This window comes from Arthrobacter sp. 9AX (assembly GCF_902506095.1).
Taxonomy (GTDB): domain Bacteria; phylum Actinomycetota; class Actinomycetes; order Actinomycetales; family Micrococcaceae; genus Arthrobacter.
The window spans coordinates 1,269,712-1,288,630 of record NZ_LR733293.1; the positions used below are offsets into that span (position 1 = coordinate 1,269,712).

An 18,919-nucleotide genomic window follows, 5' to 3' on the forward strand; every position below is an offset into this window, starting at 1 on the left:
CTGGACAACATGAATGACGCAGCACTAAGCCATCCGGAACGGGCAGGGCGCGGCGTGGTGATCACCGGCGGCGCGAGTGGAATCGGCGCGGCGATTGCCGCCGCCTTCACGGCCAACGGGGACCGCGTGGTGGTCATGGATAGGGCCAGCGGCAACGGGACCATCGCCGTCGACGTGGCCGACGAAGCCAGCGTGAAAGCCGCCTTCGCGGCAGCCCGCGAACGCCTCGGCTCGGTGGACGTGCTGGTCAACAGCGCGGGCCTGCTCACCGAGTCACCCCTGGAGGACATGTCCCTGGACACGTGGAACGAGACCCTTACGGTGGACCTGACCGGCGTGTTCCTGTGCTGCCGGGAGGTGGTGGGGGAGATGCGGCAGCGCAAGTGGGGCCGCATCATCAATATCGCCTCCCAGTTGGCCATCAAGGGCGGCGTGGGCCTGACCCACTACAGTGCGGCCAAGGCCGGGGTGGTGGGTCTCTCCAAGGCCCTGGCCCTGGAAGTGGCGGCGGACAACGTATTGGTAAACTGCATTGCCCCGGGCCCGATTGAAACTCCCCTGGTGGAGGGCATCTCGGAAAGCTGGAAGGCCGCCAAGCGCGCCGAGCTTCCGCTCGGCCGCTTCGGCACGCCGGCGGAGGTGGCCCCCGCCGCCTTGCTGCTGGCCAGCGATCCGGGCGGAAACCTGTTTGTGGGGCAGACGCTGGGGCCAAACTCCGGCGACGTAATGCCTTAAAGGAAAGGGAGCGGACATGTGTGGTGCCTGCGGAAGGACTACCGTTGCCGATCCTGTCCTGGGGCCGGTGCGGAGCATGCGGCAACATCTGATCGTGGCAAGCACGGTCAACGCCGTCTGTTCCGGCCTCCCGGGAGCCCCCAAGGTGACCGCGCTGAAAGAAGGCTGGATGATGTCGGGCCCCTCCGGGGGATCCCGGCAGTGCCAGACCGTTGAAGAACTTTGGTCCGCTGTGCTCGGCTGTTTCACGGAAGCATCCGTGCTGGACCGTCTGCAGAGGCGCCGGCAGGCCTACGTGGCTGATCCAGCCAACGCCGGCCTGCCCGCCCGTGCGGCACAGCCGGGCGGGGTTGTGCCGGAGCCTGCTGCAACCATTTATTCCTAAGGAGATTCATGACTGATTACACCCCGCTCTGGCACCCCGTCCGGATCGGTTCGACCGACCTGGACAACCGGGTGGCGCTGGCTCCCATGACAAGGATCAGCGCCACGGAGGACGGGCACGCCACGGAACGGATGGCTTCCTACTACCGCAGGTTCGCCCGGGGCGGCTTCGGGCTGCTGATCACGGAAGGCATTTATCCGGACACCGCCCACAGCCAGGGCTACCTCCACCAGCCCGGCATCGCCACCGAGGAGCAGGCCCAGTCCTGGGCCATGGTGGTGGACGGTGTCCACGCAGCGGGCGCAAAGATCTTCGCCCAGCTGATGCACGCCGGGGCACAGAGCCAGGGAAACCGCTTTGTGCACTCCTCGGTGGGACCGTCCGCCGTGGCACCCAAGGGCGAGCAGCTCGGGTTCTACCGGGGCGAAGGCCCGTTCCCGGTTCCTGCGGAGATCACCCCCGCCCAGATGCAGGAGGTCCGGGACGGCTTTGTCAGGGCGGCGCTGCACGCGCAGCAGGCCGGCTTCGACGGCGTTGAGATCCATGGCGCCAACGGGTACCTGCTGGACCAGTTCCTTACGGACTATCTGAACCAGCGCACCGACAACTACGGCGGCTCACCCGAGAACAGGGTGCGCTTCGCTGCTGAGATTTGCCGGGATATCCGCGACGCTGTTGGCCCGGACATGACCGTGGGCATCCGCATCTCCCAGTCCAAGGTCAGCGACCCGGACCACAGGTGGAGCGGGGGAGTGGAGGAAGCCGAGGCCATTTTCGCCGCGCTCGGTGCCACCGGGATCGATTTTGTTCACACCACCGAATACAGCGCCACCGCGCCCGCATTCGAGGATGCAGCGCAGACCCTGGCTGCGCTGGCGAAGCAGTACTCCGGAGTGACCGTGATCGCCAACGGCAAGCTCGACGACCCGGCCAGCGCCGCCTCCCTGCTGGCCGAGGGCTCGGCGGACCTCATTGCGCTGGGCAAGGGTGCGCTGGCCAACCGGAACTGGCCACACCTGGTCCGGAACAACCTTGAATTCGGCGAACTGGACCTTTCCGTCTTCGCGCCCCTGGCGGACGTCAAGGACTGGGAACTGGAGGAATCAGCCTAGACGGGACCACACGTCAGGGGGTGAGACTCCACCTGTGTGTCCGGACTTGCCAGACCTGCAGGAAGGCCCATGCCGTTCGTGGCAAGGGCCTTCCTGCTCTTGCGGCTGAAACCAGGCGGCTACCGGGGTTCTGGAGGCCGAAGGAGCCGTTGCGCTCGTTCGCTTTCAGCGCCGTTGTTGTTGCCTTCGGCGCCGCTCAGGCAGTGTTCGACGACGGCGTCCCGGCATCGTTCCGCGGGCCTGCGATGGCGGGGCCCGCCGTGGCGGAGATCAGGCGGCGGCTGCCGGATCAGGAATTGTGGTCCACGGCTACAACGATCTTCCCGCGGGTATGGCCCTCCATGTTGGCGCGGAAGGCATCCGCGGCCTTGTCCAGCGGGAAGACCTCGGCAACTTCCACACGGATCTTCCGGCTGTCCACCAGGTCGGCGAGTGCCTGCAGGTCGGCGCCCACCGGGTTGACCCACATCCAGTCGCCTCCATGCTGTTCAACAGCACTGTCGGCGATGGATGCGTGCCTGCCTCCCTCGGCCAGCACGGCGAGGGTTGCCTCGAGGTTTCCTCCGACGAAGTCGGCCACGACGTCCGCACCATCAGGGCGCAGTCCGTGGACGCGTTCTGCAAGCCCCTCACCGTAGGCAACCGGCTCGGCGCCCAGGGAACGGAGGAACTCGTGGTTCTTCTGCGAAGAGGTGGCGATGACGCTGGCGCCCATGGCCACAGCGATCTGGATGCCAAGCGAGCCCACGCCTCCGGAGCCACCGTGGATCAGGACAGTTTCGCCAGCTTTCAGGCCCAGCCGGTTGAGGACCTGGTAGGCGGTGAGCCCGGCCAGCGGCAGGCCCGCCGCCTCGGTCCACCCGAGTGAGGCAGGCTTCCTGGCCAGGAGCCGCTCCGGCAGCGCGATGTACTCGGCAAAGCTTCCACCGTGAACATAGTCCTTGCGGCCGTAAGCGATGACCTCGTCACCGGGCTGGAACTGCCGGGCATCGATGCCCACGGACTCCACAACCCCTGCCACATCCCATCCGGGGATGGCGGGAAACTGCAGGTCCATGATGGCGTCCAGTCCGCCGGCCATGATCTTCCAGTCCACCGGGTTCACTGCCGCCGTCTTGACTTTGACCAGGACCATGCCGGGCCCGACCTTTGGCATCGGCTGGTCGCCGTATTCGAGGACGTCCGGGTTTCCGTAGGTGCTGTAGGTGATTGCCTTCATGCCTACAACACTGGCACAGGCATGCTTCGCTATTCCGAACCCGGGGGCAAGTCGTGTATCGAACATGCCCCGTGTCATGGGATCCGGTCCCGCCGTCGGGCCCTTAGGGTCGGTTTATGGACATCAGGCGGAACGGCGAGCTGGAGGGGCAGAGCACCATCAACGAGCTGCTCGACCAGCCCATCGGCGACAAGCCGACGCAGCTGCCGCTGCCTTTCATCGTCCAGGTCCGGCCGGGAGAATTCCGCCGCGCATCATGAGTCGCTCTCAGCAGAATGAGGCGTACATGAAGGACACGTCTGTGCTGGTGCCGGGCGTGCGACAGCAAGCCCCGGATTTTAGCGCTGCGGGCCAAGTCAGGAGGCCGCCGAGGCATGAACTCATGATAAGCAGGCTTATCATTGGAGTTCCAGTCCCGGGCATTGCTGGCGGGGGAAATATGCGGGAGGCCGGCCGGGCACAGTTAGGCTTTGGGATTGCGCTTATACAGTCACCGCAGGAGCGCATGGCTGAAATGAACAGGGGCTTGAATGGCAGGGAATGCAACCTTCCGGCACAGGAACACGGCGCTGCTTTCGGTGAGCAGCCTCGAGGCTCCGAGAATCGTGAGTTCCACGGATTTCGACCGCCGGTTGGCCTCGACCCTGCACCGGCTGAAGTTCCCGCCACGGCTGCTGGAGCGGGTTGCCGGGGTAACGCACCGGCGGTGGTGGGCGGCGGGGACGTCGTTTGACGATGCTGCCACCGAAGCGGGTGCAAAGGCCCTGGCCGAAGCCGGCGTTGAAGCGTCCGATGTCGGCCTGCTGATCAACACCTCGGTAACGCGGCGGAACCTTGAGCCCTCGGTGGCGGTGAAGATCCACCATGGACTGGGCCTGCCGTCGTCGGCCATGAACTTCGACCTGGCCAACGCGTGCCTCGGATTCGTGAACGGCCTGACCCTGGCGGCGAATATGATCGACTCCGGACAGGTCAAGTACGCAATGATCGTCAACGCGGAGGACGCCGAAGCCACGCAGGAAGCGACGCTCGCCCGGCTTCAGCGGCCCGAGACCACGCGTGAGGACTTCAACCGGGAGTTTGCCACACTCACTCTGGGCTCCGGAGCTGCGGCCGCTGTCCTGGGCCCGGCTGATCAGCACCCCGGTGCGCACCGGATCGTGGGCGGCGTGATGCGCGCGGGCACGGAACACCATGAGTTGTGCGTGGGCGGTATTGACGGCATGGCTACCGACACGAAAGGCCTGCTCGACGGCGGCCTGCAGCTCGTCGTCGACGCCTGGCGCGAAGCCCGGGCGGAGTGGGACTGGGCGGACATGGACCGGTACGTCACGCACCAGGTCAGCAACGCCTACACCCAGGCCATCATCGACGCCATTGACCTGGATCCTGCCAGGGTTCCCATCACGTTCCCGCACTGGGGCAACGTGGGCCCGGCCTCGCTGCCCATGACCCTCGCCGCCGAAGCGCAGTCCCTTGAGGTGGGCGACCGGGTGCTCTGCATGGGCGTCGGGTCGGGGCTGAACACCGCAATGATGGAAATCGTTTGGTAACCGCCGGCTGGCCCGGCGTCGATCCCGAGTGGTCCCGCGAGCTTGACGTGCCCTCCACGTCCGACGCCGATGCGCCCGGCGCGGTGCGCCGCTGGCACGTGCTGGACAATGGCGCCCAGCTTGCCAAGCACGGCCTGACGCCCGCCGGGACGTTGCTGTGCGTGCACGGCAACCCCACCTGGTCGTATCTGTGGCGGACGCTGCTGGCGGCAGGATCGGACCAGGCCCATCCGTGGCGCGTTGTCGCAGTGGACCAGCTGGACATGGGCTACTCCGAGCGAACCGGCACCTTCCGCCGGCTTGCTGACCGGATCAATGACCTCTCCGACCTCACCGACGCGCTCGGCTTCGAGGGTCCCGTGGTGACAGTGGGCCACGACTGGGGCGGCGTGATCAGCCTGGGGTGGGCCCTGGCCCACCCGCAACTCCTCGCCGGGGTGGTCCTGACCAACACGGCCGTCCACCAGCCCACAGATTCGGTAATCCCGGCGCCGCTTCGCCTTGCCCTGCACCCGGCCGTGCACACGTGGGGAACCACCACGTCGGACGCCTTCCTGCGGGTGACGCATTCCTTGGCCCACCCGCCGCTGGCCGCCGATATCCGCAACGCCTACGTGGCCCCCTACAGGGGAGCCGACCGCCGGGCCGGGGTGGGCAATTTCGTCGCAGACATTCCGGTGGATGCCGCGCATCCCAGCTTCCCGGCGCTCAGCGGCGTGGCAGAAGGGCTACGCGGGCTGAAGGTTCCCGCGCTGATGCTTTGGGGCCCCCGCGACCCCATCTTTTCGGACCGGTACCTCAAGGACCTCATCGGCCGGCTTCCGCACGCCGAAGTGCACCGCTTCGAAGGCGCCGGTCATCTGGTGGCGGAGGACCGGGACATTGCCGCGCCGGTCTTCCACTGGCTCGCAGGGAACGTTGGTGCCAGGAATGACGGATCGCCGGACACCGAAGCCATAGCTGCCAGCGGGGACCACGGTGATGCGGCAGAACCGGCACCGGCCTTCCGGCCGCTGTGGGACCTGCTGGGCAAACAGGCGGCAGGGCCGGCGGGAGGAGAAACCGCCGTCGCCGAAATGGCGCCGGACGGGACGCTGGCCCGCTCGCTGAGCTGGCAGGAGCTGGACCGGAACATCCTGGACCTCGCCGCCGGGCTACGGGAAGCCGGAGTGGGAAACGGCAGCCGGGTCAGCCTCATGGTTCCGCCCGGGGTGGACCTGACCGCCGCCCTGTACGCCTGCCTTCGGCTGGGCGCCGTGGTGGTGGTGGCCGACGCCGGGCTGGGAACCAAGGGCCTGAGCCGCGCCGTGAAAGGCGCCACCCCTGACTTCCTCATCGGCATCGACAGGGCGCTCGCGGCAGCCTCGGTGCTTGGCTGGCCCGGCCGGCGGATCAGCGTGCGCCACCTCCCGGCCGCCCGCCGTCGGATGCTGGGCGTCGAGGACTCGCTCGATTCCCTCACCCGGTCCGGGGCCGGACACGGCCGGCAGCCGGACGGCGTGGATCCGGACCCTGTGGATCCGGACGCGCCGGCGGCCGTCCTCTTCACCTCCGGCTCCACCGGTCCCGCCAAAGGCGTGCTCTACAGCCACCGGCAGCTGGCCGCGATGCGGGACACGGTGGCCGAAACCTTCGGGATCCGTCCAGGCGGGCGGCTGGTGGCAGGCTTCGCACCGTTCGCCCTGCTCGGACCGGCGCTCGGAGCCGTGTCCGTGACCCCGGCAATGGACGTCACGGCGCCGCGCACCCTCACCGCGGGCGCCCTCGCCAGCGCTGCGGCGGCGATCAACGCCACGGTGGTCTTCGCCTCGCCGGCCGCGCTGCGCAATGTCCTGGCCACCCGGGACGGACTGGAAGCAGCAGGGCACAAGGCGCTGGAAGGCGTGGAGTTGCTGCTGTCCGCCGGTGCGCCCGTTCCGGAACCGCTTCTCGCAGAGCTTCAGGGGCTGCTGCCCAACGCCTCGCTGCACACGCCGTACGGGATGACGGAGGCGCTGCCGGTCACGGACATCAGCCTCGAGGAGATCCAGGCGGCCGACGCCGATGCTGCCGCCGGCTCCGTGCGGGGAGCAGGGAACGGCGTGTGCGTGGGGAAGCCGGTGCACGGCGCCCGCGTGGCCGTGATCCCGCTGGCGGCGGACGGCACCGCGCCCGGGGCTGACCCCGTGACCGAACCCGGTGTGACAGGTGAGATCCTGGTCCGTGCCCCGCACGTCAAGGAAGCGTACGACCGGCTGTGGCTCACCCAGGAGGAGAGCGCCGGCGTTCCCGGCTGGCACCGGACCGGCGATGTGGGCCATTTCGACGCCGCCGGCCGGCTGTGGGTGGAGGGACGGCTGGCGCATGTGGTCACGGCGCCGGGTGCGGTGGTGACGCCGGTGGGTGCCGAACAGGCCATTGAGCGACTGCAGGGTGTCCGGCTGGCGGCGATCGCCGGGGTTGGACCGGCGGGCACCCAGGCCGTGGTGGCCGTCGTCGAGACCGTTCCGCCCGCCCGGAAAGCGGGCCCGGCCGGGACACAGCTCGCCGGGGAGGTCCGCAGGGCTGCCCGTGACGTCGGCGTCCAGGTCTCCGCCGTGCTTCAGGTCCCGGCGCAGCCCACAGACATCCGGCACAATGCCAAGATCGACAGGGGCCGCCTGTCCCGCTGGGCTTCGCGGGTGCTGGCCGGCGGCCGGCCGGGGAAGCCATGAAGGTCCTCGTCACCGGAGCGAGCGGACTGCTCGGGGGAGAGGTCGCAAAGCTGCTGGTACGGCAGGGACATGACGTAGCCACCTTCCAGCGCCGTCCGTCAGGGGTCGACGGCGCTACGGACTTCCGCGGGGCCCTCGCCGACGAGGCGGTGCTCGTGGAAGCCGTCCAGGGTGCGGAAGGCGTCATCCACCTCGCTGCGAAGGTCTCGTTCACGGGCCGCGCGGCGGAGTTCGACGAGGTGAACATCGAGGGAACCCGCCGCCTGCTTCAGGCTGCCCGGGTGGCAGGGGTGCGGGACGTGGTTTTTGTATCCTCCCCGTCCGTGGCCAATTCCGGGGCCGCTATCGCCGGTCTAGGTGCCGAGCCGGCCGACCCAAAGCGGGCGCACGGTGACTACTCCCGCACCAAGGCCGAAGCGGAGCTGCTGGCGCTGGCCGCGGACGCCCCGGACTTCCGGGTCGCGGCGGTACGCCCGCACATTGTGTGGGGGCCGGGAGACACCCAACTGGTGGAACGGGTGCTGGCGCGTGCCGCCGTCGGACGCCTGCCGCTGCTCGACGCCGGCGCGGCCCTGATCGACACCACCTACGTTGACAACGCGGCCGCGGCCATCGTCGCTGCGCTGCACCGGATGCAGCACGTCCATGGCCGGGCGCTGGTGGTGACCAACGGCGAGCCCCGCCCCGTGGGCGAGCTGCTGGCGGGCATCTGCGCCGCGGGCGGCGTGCCGGCGCCGTCGTGGTCGGTGCCGGGTGCCGTGGCGCGGGCAGCCGGAGCGGTGGTGGAAAAGCTCTGGACCTGGGCCCGGCAGGACGAGGAGCCGCCGATGACGAGGTTCCTCGCCGAGCAGCTTTCCACAGCACACTGGTTTGACCAGCGCGAGACCCGGGAACTGCTCGACTGGACTCCGGAGGTCTCCATCGATGAGGGGCTGGCGAGGCTGGCCGGGCACTACGGTGCCGGAAGTGCGGGTTGATGAACGCCGCACCGCGCCGGGGAAATCTTGAGCGGTGGGCATTGACCGCCCTACAGTGACTGTCAACTACACCTCAGGAGATGACATGTCCCTTGTCCGCGTGCACAACTTCTCGGTCTCCCTCGATGGCTTCGGCACCGGTGAGGGCCAGCAACTGGAGGCTCCGTTCGGCCACGCGGGCATGAGGCTCATGGAGTGGGCCTTCGAGACGCGGACCTTCCGCGCGATGGGCCTCCACGGGGAAACGGAAGGGTCCTTCGGGGTCGACGAGGCCTTCGCCAGCCAGTGGGGGCCCGGCATCGGCGCAGAAATCATGGGGCGCAACAAGTTCGGCCCTCAACGTGGTCCCTGGGAGGACGAGGAGTGGAGGGGGTGGTGGGGCGATAACCCGGTGTTCCACACCCCTGTGGTTGTGCTGACCCACCATCCCCGGCCGGTCCTCGAGATGGAAGGCGGCACAACATTCCATTTTGTGGACGCGGACCCCGCCACCGCGCTGGAACAGGCCCGGGCACTGGCCAACGGCCTGGACGTCAGGATCGGCGGCGGGGCCAGCACGGTGCGGCAGTTCCTTGAGGCCGACCTGATCGACCACATGCACATCGTCCTCGTACCGATCATCCTGGGCCGGGGCGAACGGCTGTGGGACGGACTCGAAAGACTCGAAGACCGCTTCGCCGTTGAAGCGACCCCTTCTCCCAGCGGAGTTGTCCATATGGTGTTCACCCGTCGCGCAGTGGTGTAAACGGCTCTCCTGACTCAATCCGCTGTGCCGGCAGGTAGGATCGGAGGGTTGCCGAGGGGGTCGGCAGGGGAACCGCTGGCGCATGCTGTCAGGTGTAAACCTGGCGTGTCAGTCCGAACGGAACATCAGGGTGAGCACGTACTACATATTGGCCTGTGCCTATACGGGTGATCATGATTCCGGTGCGGTGTTCGTGCGCGGCTTTCGAAATAATGTCGACAGCCTTGGCCAGGGCTTGGTCGAGCTCTGCGGCCCTTTCCACATGTACCTCGATCATCCCCGGGAAACGGCCGAGGCCAGCCGCTGCAGCATGGCTACCAGGCATGGTGTCTCTTTCTTGTCTCTGCGTCATTTGGCTGGCGCCCCAGTAGGTCACATCGATTGGAGCTGGTGGCAAGTACCCGAGGCCCGGCCGCTCTGAGGAAAGCGCATTTTCCTCAGAGCGGCCGGCTGGGACGTTTCTGCTAGCGGGTCAGCGCATCTTCCTTCGCCCAGGGCGGCTGTACGTCCTGGTCAAGTTCGATCACGGTTGGCTTCGCGTCGGTCAGGGTCCACTCCGGAAGGTAGACGCGCTCACCGCCCCGCATCGCCGATTCGTGCGAGAGGATGCCCGAGCAGGTGATGTTCGCCGCCTGGACGGCGTTCGGGAACGGCTCCGCGGTGCCGAGGACGGCCTGCAACAGACGGTCGGCCAGGTGCGGGTGGGAACCGCCATGGCCTCCGCCCTGAACGAAGGAACGGTGCTCCGTTTCGCCTCCCGCGGTGTAGACCCCGGCTGTCGTAAAGTGCCGGATGGGTTCGGGAAGACGGTCTGCAAAGTCGGGAACCGTGATGCGTTCAGGTGTTTCTCCGAGATACAGCACGTGGGCTGCATCTTCTGTCTGTGCCCATTCGAAGGACCGGATAGAACCGTATACGTCGAAACTTTCGCGGTATTCACGGGCTACGGCCCAAAGGTGCCTTGTTACTTCCGCACCTGTATCGCTGTCAAGGAATTTGATGTGCGTCGATTCCAGGGCGAAGGGGGAGCCGTACTGTTCCTTCATACGGTCGAAGACGCTCCCGGAACCCAGGCACTGGACGTACTCCGCCTGGTTTCCGGCCAGTCCAAGGGTGGGTCCGATGGCGTGCGTGCCGTTGTACATGGGCGGCATGCCATCCCAGTAGGAGGGCCAGCCGGTCATGTCCTGATGGTGTGAGGCGCGAAGGAACTGGACTTTCCCGAGGGCGCCCGTCCGGTAGAGCTCCTGGAGGTACAGGAATTCCCTGCTGTAGAGGGTGGTTTCCATCATCATGTACGTCAGCCCGGTGCGCTGTTGAGCGTCGACGATGCGCTTGCAGTCCTCCACGGAGGTGGCCATCGGGATGGTGCAGCCAACGTGCTTGCCGGCTTCCAGTGCCGCGACCACCTGATCGGCGTGCAGTTGCAGAGGCGTGTTGATGTGGATGACGTCAATATTGGGGTCGGCCAGCATTTTGTCGTAGTCGGTGTACCTGACCTCGACCCCGTACTGGTCGCCGACCTCGTTCAATTTGGATTCGGTGCGCTGGCAGATGGCATACATTTCAGCGTTCGGGTGCTGCTGATAAATGGGAATGAATTCGGCGCCGAATTCCAGGCCGACGATGCCGACCTTAAGGACTTTTTCGGATGACACAGGGTGCCCCTTTCTGATGATACAAGTGGTTATTTTTTGCTCTCGCCCGCGTCAACGGTCATTTCCAGGCCGGTGACCAGGCGTGCTTCGTCGGACAGCAGCCACAGGACGGCAGCGGTGGTGTCCGCTACTTCCAGGTCTTCATTGATCAACTGCCCGGCGCGGAAGCCCGCCAGCAGTTGCTCCCGAGGCACTCCATTCAGTTCCACCATCGCCGTCGTCATCTCCGTATTGATGCCCCCGGGAAGGACGGTGTTGCAGCGGATGCCGTATTCCCCCAGCTCCTGCGCCAGTGAAGTGCTCAGGCCCCGTAAGGCCATCTTCGCGGCAACGTAGTGGGCCAAGCGTGGTACGACTTTCAAGCCAACCCCTGAGCTGATCAACACCAGCGAAGAACCTGCCCCCCGCTCTATCAGGTGCGGCACCGTTGCTTTGCAGGTATGGAAGACTCCGGTGAGATTGATGTCTATCATCGTTTGCCAGTTCTCGACCGGCAGCTCCCACGTGCGGTGGAATCCGTCAGTGATGCCGGCATTGGCAATGACATGATCAATCCCGCCCAGCCGGGCTGCAGTGTCTTTCGCCGCCAGGGCAAGCCCGTCGTAGTCACGCACATCTACTTCGAAGGACAAGCAGCGCCGGCCCAAGGCGAGGACGTCCTCCCGGGTCTGCTCCAGATCGGCGCTGGTGGACGTGTTATAGGTTGGATCGTCCACGCGGCCCGCCGAACCTAAATCCACCAAGGCGATATCGGCCCCCTCACGTGCCAGGCGCAGGGCATGGCTTCGGCCCTGTCCGCGCGCCCCGCCCGTGATGAACGCGACCTTGCCTGAAAACCTGGGTGGCGCAGATGAAGCGATGGGCCCGCCGACGCGCTCAGGATGCACGAACGAGTCCCATGTCCGCGCCGTTCACACCCATTTTCTTAAGCATGTGCTCGGCGCTGAAGTAGGCCAACGCCTGGATGGTTTGGTTCGGGTTGTACCCGCCGTAGCTGACGAACCCGCCGCCGCCAATGGCATACAACCCCTCGCACTCGTGGACCTCGCCGTAGATGTCGGTGACGGACGTGGCCGGATCCTCGCCCATCCTGTGCACCCCGACGTCGTGCGTTGAGAGGTGGTACGGGGGCCGTGGCGAATCCATCCAGTAATCCTTCGCCCCCATCTCGCGCGCGATTTTCTCCTTGTACCGGCCCATCAGGATGACTGAATTCGCGTCATGGTCGTCCCAGTCATGGGTGATGCGCAGCGCCGGCTGTCCCCAGCGGTCCTTGACGGTCGGGTCAAGGTCGGCGTAATGGCGGGCGTAGGGGAAGTTTGTGGTTTGGGAGTACATGCGGTGCATGTGTGTGTAGTTGTCCCGCAGCCAGTGCTTGAGGTCCAGGCCCCACTTGCGGGTCCGCGGATCCATGTTGTGGTAGGCCTCGATGGGCTGAAGGTCCCCTACGACGCTGATGATCGGGGAACCCCAAAGGACTCCCAGGTCGTTGTCCGGGACAAGCTCCGAGGTGAAGTCATCCACGGCGCTGGAGGCGTTGAACGTGCCCAGGAACGGGTTGGTCGGCTCAGGCAGGATGGAGGTGAACCAGCCGAAGTTGTGGGTCATGAAGTGCTGGCCCACCTGCCCGTTGCTGTTGATGTCCGAGAGAAGCAGCAGACGGACGTTCTCAAGGGAGTAGGCCGTCAGGATGACCTTGTCGGCTGTGGCCTCCCGGTACGTTCCAGTGCTGTCAAGGTAGCTCACACCGGTGGCGCGCTTGCCGTCTGCGGTCCGGTTGATCCGCAGGACGCGGCTCAGGGGGCGGAGGTCCAGGTTGCCGGTGGCTTTGGCGGCGGGCACCGACGTGACCTGTGTTGTGGACTTGGCCTTGACGTGGCACGGGTACCCGTGGCAGAAGCCGCAGTTCACGCAAGCCGGCCGCCCCTTGTACTCCTGGGAGTTTATGGCCAGGGGCTGGCGGAAGGGGTGCAGCCCCAGCCGCTTGGTCGCCGCCACGAAGGGCACGTCGCCTGGGCCCTGTGTTACGGGCGGCATCGGGTAGTCCCGGCTGCGCGGGGGTTCGAACGGGTTACCGCCTGGGGGGATCACGCCTCCGGTGTTGCCCAGCCCGGAGATGCCCTGTTCGTATTCCACCCGGTCGTAGTAGGGTTCCAGGTCCGCGTAGCTGATCGGCCAGTCCTCCAGGGTGGAGCCCTCCGGCAGCGCCTGGGTGCCGAAACGCTCAGCGATGGCGCTCTTCATCCGGAAGTCTGCTTCCCTGAACCTGTAGGCGGCCGCCCCCCAGTGGAGGGTGCCGCCACCGGTTCCAATGGAGGGCAGGCCGTACAGGGGCTCGTCGTTGCCCAGGGCGCCGGCGGACCAGGGCAGGATGCGCGCGGTCTCGCCCTCGGAGCCGCGCCAGGTCACCGGGTCCACGTTCACGCCGGCGACGATGGCGCCCCGCTGGTAGTACCGGATTTCGTCCTGCTTGATGGCGAAATCTTCCTCGGTGTAGTCCTGGCCCTTGTCCAGTCCGAGCACCTTCAGGCCGGCTTTGGTCAGTTGTTCGGCCAGGATTCCACCAGTGGACCCCATGCCGACGATGATGGCGTCGAAGTTCTCGCTCATTGTGCTCCTCCAATACGGGAGTAAAGATCCTTGATGGTCAGCATCGGAATGGTCCGGGTGTTGAAGTCCGGCGCCATCTGCTCAGCCGTGTACCCCCATTGCGCGCCGGGGAAACCCACCAGCTCCCAGCCGACCAGCCCGCGATTGCCGCCGTAGGCCGGGTCCCCGAAGAAGCCCTGCACCGTGTGTTCCCGGACGATGCGGAAGAACTGGCCGGCGAAGTCCGAAGGATCCCTTTCGCTCAGCTCGGCCAACTGGCGGACCACCTCTTCCTGCTGCCCGTCGGACAGTTCGTGGAACCGTCCTTCGGTAATGCCGGCTGTGAAATCCGCCAATGCGATCAGCCCGCTGCGATACACGGGCTGCAGCTCCCGAAGGAACCCACCCAGAGCTTTGTCAATGTATTCCGTTACTCCTGCTTCCCTGGCACCGGGCGAACCGGGTTCCGACGGGATGATGTGAGCCGCAAGGGCATCAATCACTGCCGCCTCCTCAGGGTTGAGGAACGTCAGAGGAAAGTCGAGCACAAACTTCGACGCCATCTACGCCGTCCTCCTATACCTGCGCGCCGAGGCGCAACTTCTTGCGTTCCTCTACCAGCGGGCGCAGGAACTCAATGCTGGACCGCGCGTCCTCGTCCGGTTCAATTCCACGCTGGTGGAAGCCGGTTTCCATGGTCAGGTATCCGTCGAAGTTGATGTCGAGCATTGCGTCCACCAGCGCCGGCCAGTCGCCGATGCCTTTACCCGGGGGCAGCCGGTCGTTGTCGGAGATGTGGATGTGCTTCAGGTTTTTCCCCATTTTGTAGACGTAGTCGGTGTTGACTTCGCGGCGGTACATGACGTGGAAGGTGTCGAACATCAGTTTCACGTTGTCCCGGTTGACGTCCTCCATCAGCTCGATGGCGTCGTCGGCGCTTTCACACAGGTTCGTGTCGTGCGAGGTGGGTTCGATCACCAAGGTGACGCCCGTGTGCGCGATCCGGTCCGCGATCTCCGTGAGGCATTCACGGGTCCATGCCCAGGCCTGCCTCCGGCTGGTGCCGAAGATCATCCAACCGGGCAGGTAGATCAAGGTCTTGCCGCCCCACTGGGCGGTGAGTTCGGCCAGCTCGACGTAGTGTTCGATGGTGGCGCGGCGTTCCTCAATGTAGGGCGAAGCCGGGTTGTTTCCCGGGCCGCCGGACGGAGCGGGCAACATGCTGGAAAGCGACAGACCGTGTTCGTCGAGGAGATCCTTGATCTCGGCCCGCCGTTCGGCTCCCAGGTAGGCCGGGTAGGCGTGCGGGGCTGCACCGCCGATCTCAATGCCGTCGTAGCCCATTTTGGCGATCCGCTTGATGGTCTCCTCCAGCGTGTAGGAGGGGACCCAGACAAAGAAGCTGGAATAGGCCCAGGTGTTGTACGAAATTTTCATTACGGTTCCTTTTCTTGGCAGTCAGGGTTTACTGGGGGGCTTTGCCCAGGTACTGGTCCACGTTGGTCTTGTCGATAAGGGTGGAATCGAGCTTGATGCGCGGCTCGACGGGCTCGCCGGCGCAGAGCTTGGCGGCGGCAATGGTGGATTCCTTGACAACGAGCGGGTAGCCGACGGTGGCTGCGTAGCTTCCGTCCTTGACCAGATCGAGCGCTTCGGCCTCTCCGTCGATGCCGAACACCTTGATTTCGCCTTCGCGGCCGGCTTCCTTGATGGCTTGGATGGCGCCGAAGGCCATCTGGTCGTTGTGTGCGTAGACCGCCTGGATCTTGCCTGTTCCGAAGCGCTGCAGGAGGTCCTCCATGACCTTCAGACCTGTGGCGCGGTCGTAGTTTGCGGTTTGGGACGCGATGACCTCGACCTTTGATCCTTCAAGTCCCTTGCGGAAGCCGGCCGCCCGGGCGATTGTGGGGGAAGCGCCAAGGCTTCCAGAGAGTTCCACGACGCTGCCGGTTCCGCCAAGGGCCTCCGCCACGGCCTTGCCATCGACCACTCCGGCTTCCTCGTTGTCCGAGCCAATGTAAGTGGAGACTTCTGCGTTGACCTGGCGGTCCGCGGCGATGACTTTGATGCCGGCCGCCGTTGCCTGTTTCGCAACTCCTGCCAGCGCGTTGGCATCCTGGGGCGAAAGGATGAGCACCTTGATTCCCTGGGCGATCATCTCTGACACCTGGTTTGACTGGTTGGTCGCATCCCCGCGCCCGTCACTGACGGTGACGTTCATTTTCGGGAAGAAGGCTTTTGCGAATTCAGGAATTTGCTGTGTTGATTTCGCTCCGTAGGGGAAGGAGGCGCTGCTCCAGGAGACGCCGACTTTGCACTCAATGCCCGCCGGATCAGCCTTCAGCTCGAGCTGGCCTTGGCATGTATCACCGCAGTAGATGCTCGGAGCAAGTTTGTCGCCGACGGCTTCGTTTGATGATGTCGCGGTGGCTTGGCCGGTGCAGGCGGTAAGCAGAGTCGCTGCGACTCCTGCGGCGGCCATGGCGGCGAAAGACCGGGTGCGCTGTTTTGTGGCGTGCGTCATTGCATTTTTCACTTTCGTTGTTGTGGTGGTGGGACTGCGTTTGGAGTGAGATGAAGTCAGCGGGGCGTCGTCTGTTCAGCGGGCGAGGATCCGTCCCGCTCGGGGGAGTCCGGAGTTGCTGAAGACGTGGGGATGGCGGGTGGTTGGCTGGTGGCCGCCTTCGGTGAGTCAGTGCGCCGCTCTTTGAACCGCTTCACGGTTGCTTTGGCGGCGACCAGGACGGCTATGACGATGACCGCTCCCTTGACCACTTGCTGGTCGAACGGGGAGATCCCGAGGAGATTCATAACGTTGGACAAGATGGCCAGCAGGATGGCCCCGAACACGGTACCAACAGCACCACCGATGCCACCCATGAGGCTGGTTCCGCCGATGACGACGGCGGTGATCGCATCCAGGTTGGACAGGCTGCCGGCCGTCGGATCTCCGACGCCGAGGCGGGCCGCGGTCATGACTCCGGCCAGGCCGGCGCACAGCCCGCTGATTGAATAGGCCAGAATGATGGTGCGGGTGGTCCGTACCCCTGAGAGGCGCGCGGCTTCTATGCTGCCGCCGATGGCGTAGATGTACCGTCCGAAGGCAAGGTAGCGCAGGACAAGAATTCCGGCGGCGGCGATCAACAGGAACACGATGAACGGCCCGGGTACGCCCAGGAAGCTGCCGCTTCCGATGAAGTTGAAGAATGGTTCACGGTTGGAGAACTGCCTGGGTCCCCCGTCCGTGAGGCGGAGCGAAAGCCCCTGGATGGCCACCATGGTGGCCAGGGTCATGATGAACGGCTGGACCTTTAGAACTGCAACGCCGATACCGTTGATGATGCCTGCAACCACCCCCACAAGCATGCCCGCAACGATGGCCAATGGAACGATCAGGCCGTTGTTAATCAGGATCGCGGTGGTAACGCCGGATAGGGCGAGGATGGAACCAACCGAAAGGTCGATTCCCCCAGTGAGGATGACGAACGTCATGCCGACCGCAATGATCCCCACGATTGCTGACTGGCGGCCGACATTGAGCAAGTTGCTGGGCTGGAAGAACGAGGGGACCAATAGGGCCACGGCGGCGACCATAACCAGCAGGATGATGATCGGCAGCAGGTTACTGCGCAGTTTCAGGGACAGGCCTTTGGCCCAGGGCTCCGTTGGCGCTTGGGTTGTCACTTCTATTTACCTCCGACGGCGTAAAACATGATTTGTTCTTCTGTGGCTGTGGCGCCTTCGAGTTCGGCCGCAACCTCGCCGTGATACATGACCAGAATGCGATTGCTAAGGGCCAGGACCTCGGGCAGTTCCGAGGAGATGACGATGATGGCCAGGCCTTGACGGCACAGTTCGTGGATCAATTCGTAGATTTCCTGCTTGGCACCGATATCGATGCCGCGGGTGGGCTCATCAAGAATGAGGACGTCCACGCCGGCTTCCAGCCACTTCGCCAGCACAACCTTCTGCTGGTTTCCGCCCGAAAGCGTCGCCACGGGTGAGGACACGTCCGGGAGTTTGATCCGGAGTTTGTCGACGTAACCCTTCGCCAGGCTCCGGTCCCGGCTGGGCGAGGCCGTGGCTGTGCGGTTCTTGAGCATGCTGACAAGGGGGATGTTCATGGCGGTGGACAAGGCGGTGAACAGTCCTTGGGTTTTCCGCTCTTCGGGCACGAGGCCGATCCCGGCGTCGATGGCCTGAAGTGGCTTTCCGGCTTTCAGCTTCCGGCCCTTAACGATGACTTCGCCGCTGGTGTAGGGATCGGCGCCGTAGATGGCCCGTGCCAGTTCCGTACGTCCTGCGCCTCTGAGGCCGGCTACCCCGACTACTTCTCCAGATCGAACATTGAAGGAAATGTCGTTCAGGACGCCTTCGCGGGTCAGGTTCTTGACTTCGAGAGCGGTCTCTCCCAGCGTTCCCGAGACTTCACGCTCCCCGCGGGTGAAGTTTCTGCCCACCATTTTCGAAACGAGGTCGTCGTGATCGGTCTCTGAGATCTTTCCGGCGCCGGTGAGCTTGCCGTCTTTCAGGACAATGTAGCGGTCGGCCAGGTCGAAGACTTCTTCCAGACGGTGAGACACAAAGATGATGCTGACGCCGCGTTCCTTTAAACCGTGGACCAGTTGCAGAAGATGATCCACATCGTCACCGCCGAGCACAGCGGTGGGTTCATCCAGGATGAGAACCTGGGCGTTGCGGTGCAGCGACTTGGCGATCTCCAGCATCTGCTTCTCGGCCACACTCAACTCACGCACCTTACGGTTGACGTCGACGTTGAGTCCAAGGCTTCCCAGGAAATCGCGGGCCTCGCGCTTTGCGGCCTTCCAGTCAATGACGCCTTTGCGGGGGTACGCGCCGAACACCAGGTTTTCCGCGACCGTGAGGTCCGGGAAAAGATTCAGCTCCTGGTAGACGGTGGCGATGCCGTGGGCTTCAGAGTCCTTGGGGCCGTTGATCTGAACGGGCCTTCCGTTCATCCTCACCTCACCTGTGTCGGGCTGGTGGGCTCCGGAAAGGATACGGATCAGCGTGGACTTGCCGGCACCGTTCTCTCCAATGAGGGCCAGAACCTGGCCTGGATGAAGTTCGAAACTTACGTCGTGGAGGGCCTGTACGCCCAGGAAGTGCTTGGAAAGATTCTGGACAGCTAAACGTGGCGCCATTTCACGCCTCCGCGAGCCGTTGGATGGTGTAGACGACTGCGTCTATCATCGAATAGGTCATGGGTTCACCCTAAAAGAGCTCGATAAC

Annotated in this window: 18 protein-coding genes; 8 read left to right on the forward strand and 10 right to left on the reverse strand. The window is 65.0% G+C overall.

Features of this window, described 5'->3' with window-relative positions; genetic code table 11:
• Positions 1–9 precede the first annotated feature (9 nt).
• The 3 genes from BACI348_RS05900 to BACI348_RS05910 all read left to right on the forward strand — a co-directional run bounded on the left by BACI348_RS05900 (position 10) and on the right by BACI348_RS05910 (position 2,232).
• Positions 10–735, forward strand: a complete 726-nt coding sequence (locus tag BACI348_RS05900; RefSeq protein WP_159824370.1) for an SDR family oxidoreductase — start codon at positions 10–12, stop codon at positions 733–735.
• A gap of 94 nt (positions 736–829) precedes the next feature.
• The gene (locus BACI348_RS05905; RefSeq protein WP_159824371.1) at positions 830–1,120 is read left to right on the forward strand and encodes a hypothetical protein; all 291 of its coding nucleotides are present in this window, start codon (positions 830–832) and stop codon (positions 1,118–1,120) included.
• An 8-nt stretch (positions 1,121–1,128) separates the two neighbouring features.
• Complete coding sequence (locus BACI348_RS05910) at positions 1,129–2,232, forward strand: oxidoreductase (protein WP_159824372.1); 1,104 nt, start codon at positions 1,129–1,131, stop codon at positions 2,230–2,232.
• A 289-nt stretch (positions 2,233–2,521) separates the two neighbouring features.
• Here the strand turns inward: BACI348_RS05910 and BACI348_RS05915 are convergent, their stop codons facing one another.
• The gene (locus tag BACI348_RS05915; RefSeq protein WP_159824373.1) at positions 2,522–3,451 is read right to left on the reverse strand and encodes an NADP-dependent oxidoreductase; all 930 of its coding nucleotides are present in this window, start codon (positions 3,449–3,451) and stop codon (positions 2,522–2,524) included.
• Between the two features lie 116 nt (positions 3,452–3,567).
• Between BACI348_RS05915 and BACI348_RS05920 the strand changes: the two genes are divergently transcribed.
• The 5 genes from BACI348_RS05920 to BACI348_RS05940 all read left to right on the forward strand — a co-directional run bounded on the left by BACI348_RS05920 (position 3,568) and on the right by BACI348_RS05940 (position 9,419).
• The gene (locus BACI348_RS05920) at positions 3,568–3,711 is read left to right on the forward strand and encodes a hypothetical protein (RefSeq protein WP_159824374.1); all 144 of its coding nucleotides are present in this window, start codon (positions 3,568–3,570) and stop codon (positions 3,709–3,711) included.
• 270 nt (positions 3,712–3,981) lie between these two features.
• Positions 3,982–5,004: a 3-oxoacyl-ACP synthase III gene (locus BACI348_RS05925; protein WP_159824375.1), complete on the forward strand. Its 1,023-nt coding sequence runs from the start codon at positions 3,982–3,984 to the stop codon at positions 5,002–5,004.
• Positions 4,998–7,697 (forward strand): alpha/beta fold hydrolase, encoded by a 2,700-nt coding sequence (locus BACI348_RS05930; RefSeq protein ID WP_159824376.1) that lies wholly within the window; start codon positions 4,998–5,000, stop codon positions 7,695–7,697. The genes BACI348_RS05925 and BACI348_RS05930 overlap by 7 nt, the downstream gene beginning before the upstream one ends.
• A complete protein-coding gene (locus BACI348_RS05935) occupies positions 7,694–8,674 on the forward strand; it encodes an NAD-dependent epimerase/dehydratase family protein (RefSeq protein ID WP_159824377.1) in 981 nt (326 codons plus the stop codon). Before BACI348_RS05930 ends, BACI348_RS05935 begins: the two co-directional genes overlap by 4 nt.
• 85 nt (positions 8,675–8,759) lie before the next feature.
• Positions 8,760–9,419 (forward strand): dihydrofolate reductase family protein, encoded by a 660-nt coding sequence (locus tag BACI348_RS05940; protein ID WP_159824378.1) that lies wholly within the window; start codon positions 8,760–8,762, stop codon positions 9,417–9,419.
• Positions 9,420–9,507: 88 nt separating this feature from the next.
• On the opposite strand, the gene BACI348_RS05945 is transcribed toward BACI348_RS05940, so the two are convergent.
• The 9 genes from BACI348_RS05945 to BACI348_RS05985 form a co-directional block, all read right to left on the reverse strand.
• Positions 9,508–9,744: a hypothetical protein gene (locus BACI348_RS05945; RefSeq protein ID WP_159824379.1), complete on the reverse strand. Its 237-nt coding sequence runs from the start codon at positions 9,742–9,744 to the stop codon at positions 9,508–9,510.
• A 139-nt stretch (positions 9,745–9,883) separates the two neighbouring features.
• Entirely contained in the window at positions 9,884–11,077 is a 1,194-nt protein-coding gene (locus tag BACI348_RS05950) for a Gfo/Idh/MocA family protein (RefSeq protein ID WP_159824380.1), read from the reverse strand.
• A 29-nt stretch (positions 11,078–11,106) separates the two neighbouring features.
• Positions 11,107–11,964 (reverse strand): mycofactocin-coupled SDR family oxidoreductase, encoded by an 858-nt coding sequence (locus tag BACI348_RS05955; protein WP_201298382.1) that lies wholly within the window; start codon positions 11,962–11,964, stop codon positions 11,107–11,109.
• Complete coding sequence (locus tag BACI348_RS05960; RefSeq protein ID WP_159824381.1) at positions 11,954–13,687, reverse strand: GMC family oxidoreductase; 1,734 nt, start codon at positions 13,685–13,687, stop codon at positions 11,954–11,956. The genes BACI348_RS05955 and BACI348_RS05960 overlap by 11 nt, the downstream gene beginning before the upstream one ends.
• Positions 13,684–14,229, reverse strand: a complete 546-nt coding sequence (locus tag BACI348_RS05965) for a gluconate 2-dehydrogenase subunit 3 family protein (protein ID WP_159824382.1) — start codon at positions 14,227–14,229, stop codon at positions 13,684–13,686. The genes BACI348_RS05960 and BACI348_RS05965 overlap by 4 nt, the downstream gene beginning before the upstream one ends.
• 13 nt (positions 14,230–14,242) lie before the next feature.
• Complete coding sequence (locus BACI348_RS05970) at positions 14,243–15,103, reverse strand: sugar phosphate isomerase/epimerase family protein (protein ID WP_159824383.1); 861 nt, start codon at positions 15,101–15,103, stop codon at positions 14,243–14,245.
• Positions 15,104–15,131: 28 nt separating this feature from the next.
• Positions 15,132–16,190, reverse strand: coding sequence for a substrate-binding domain-containing protein (locus BACI348_RS05975; RefSeq protein WP_159824384.1), 1,059 nt, complete (start codon positions 16,188–16,190; stop codon positions 15,132–15,134).
• A 56-nt stretch (positions 16,191–16,246) separates the two neighbouring features.
• A complete protein-coding gene (locus BACI348_RS05980; protein WP_201298383.1) occupies positions 16,247–17,350 on the reverse strand; it encodes an ABC transporter permease in 1,104 nt (367 codons plus the stop codon).
• Between the two features lie 2 nt (positions 17,351–17,352).
• Positions 17,353–18,831, reverse strand: coding sequence for a sugar ABC transporter ATP-binding protein (locus BACI348_RS05985; protein ID WP_159824385.1), 1,479 nt, complete (start codon positions 18,829–18,831; stop codon positions 17,353–17,355).
• Positions 18,832–18,919 lie beyond the last annotated feature (88 nt).

Excerpts from the sequence above, each read along its gene's own strand:
- BACI348_RS05960 (WP_159824381.1), bottom strand. The coding sequence starts at position 13,687 with ATGAGCGAGAACTTCGACGCCATCATCGTCGGCATGGGGTCCACTGGT.
- BACI348_RS05975 (WP_159824384.1), bottom strand. The coding sequence starts at position 16,190 with ATGACGCACGCCACAAAACAGCGCACCCGGTCTTTCGCCGCCATGGCC.
- BACI348_RS05915 (WP_159824373.1), bottom strand. The coding sequence starts at position 3,451 with ATGAAGGCAATCACCTACAGCACCTACGGAAACCCGGACGTCCTCGAA.
- BACI348_RS05910 (WP_159824372.1), top strand. The coding sequence starts at position 1,129 with ATGACTGATTACACCCCGCTCTGGCACCCCGTCCGGATCGGTTCGACC.
- BACI348_RS05945 (WP_159824379.1), bottom strand. The coding sequence starts at position 9,744 with ATGCCTGGTAGCCATGCTGCAGCGGCTGGCCTCGGCCGTTTCCCGGGG.
- BACI348_RS05900 (WP_159824370.1), top strand. The coding sequence starts at position 10 with ATGAATGACGCAGCACTAAGCCATCCGGAACGGGCAGGGCGCGGCGTG.
- BACI348_RS05940 (WP_159824378.1), top strand. The coding sequence starts at position 8,760 with ATGTCCCTTGTCCGCGTGCACAACTTCTCGGTCTCCCTCGATGGCTTC.
- BACI348_RS05985 (WP_159824385.1), bottom strand. The coding sequence starts at position 18,831 with ATGGCGCCACGTTTAGCTGTCCAGAATCTTTCCAAGCACTTCCTGGGC.
- BACI348_RS05920 (WP_159824374.1), top strand. The coding sequence starts at position 3,568 with ATGGACATCAGGCGGAACGGCGAGCTGGAGGGGCAGAGCACCATCAAC.
- BACI348_RS05970 (WP_159824383.1), bottom strand. The coding sequence starts at position 15,103 with ATGAAAATTTCGTACAACACCTGGGCCTATTCCAGCTTCTTTGTCTGG.
- BACI348_RS05935 (WP_159824377.1), top strand. The coding sequence starts at position 7,694 with ATGAAGGTCCTCGTCACCGGAGCGAGCGGACTGCTCGGGGGAGAGGTC.
- BACI348_RS05925 (WP_159824375.1), top strand. The coding sequence starts at position 3,982 with ATGGCAGGGAATGCAACCTTCCGGCACAGGAACACGGCGCTGCTTTCG.
- BACI348_RS05965 (WP_159824382.1), bottom strand. The coding sequence starts at position 14,229 with ATGGCGTCGAAGTTTGTGCTCGACTTTCCTCTGACGTTCCTCAACCCT.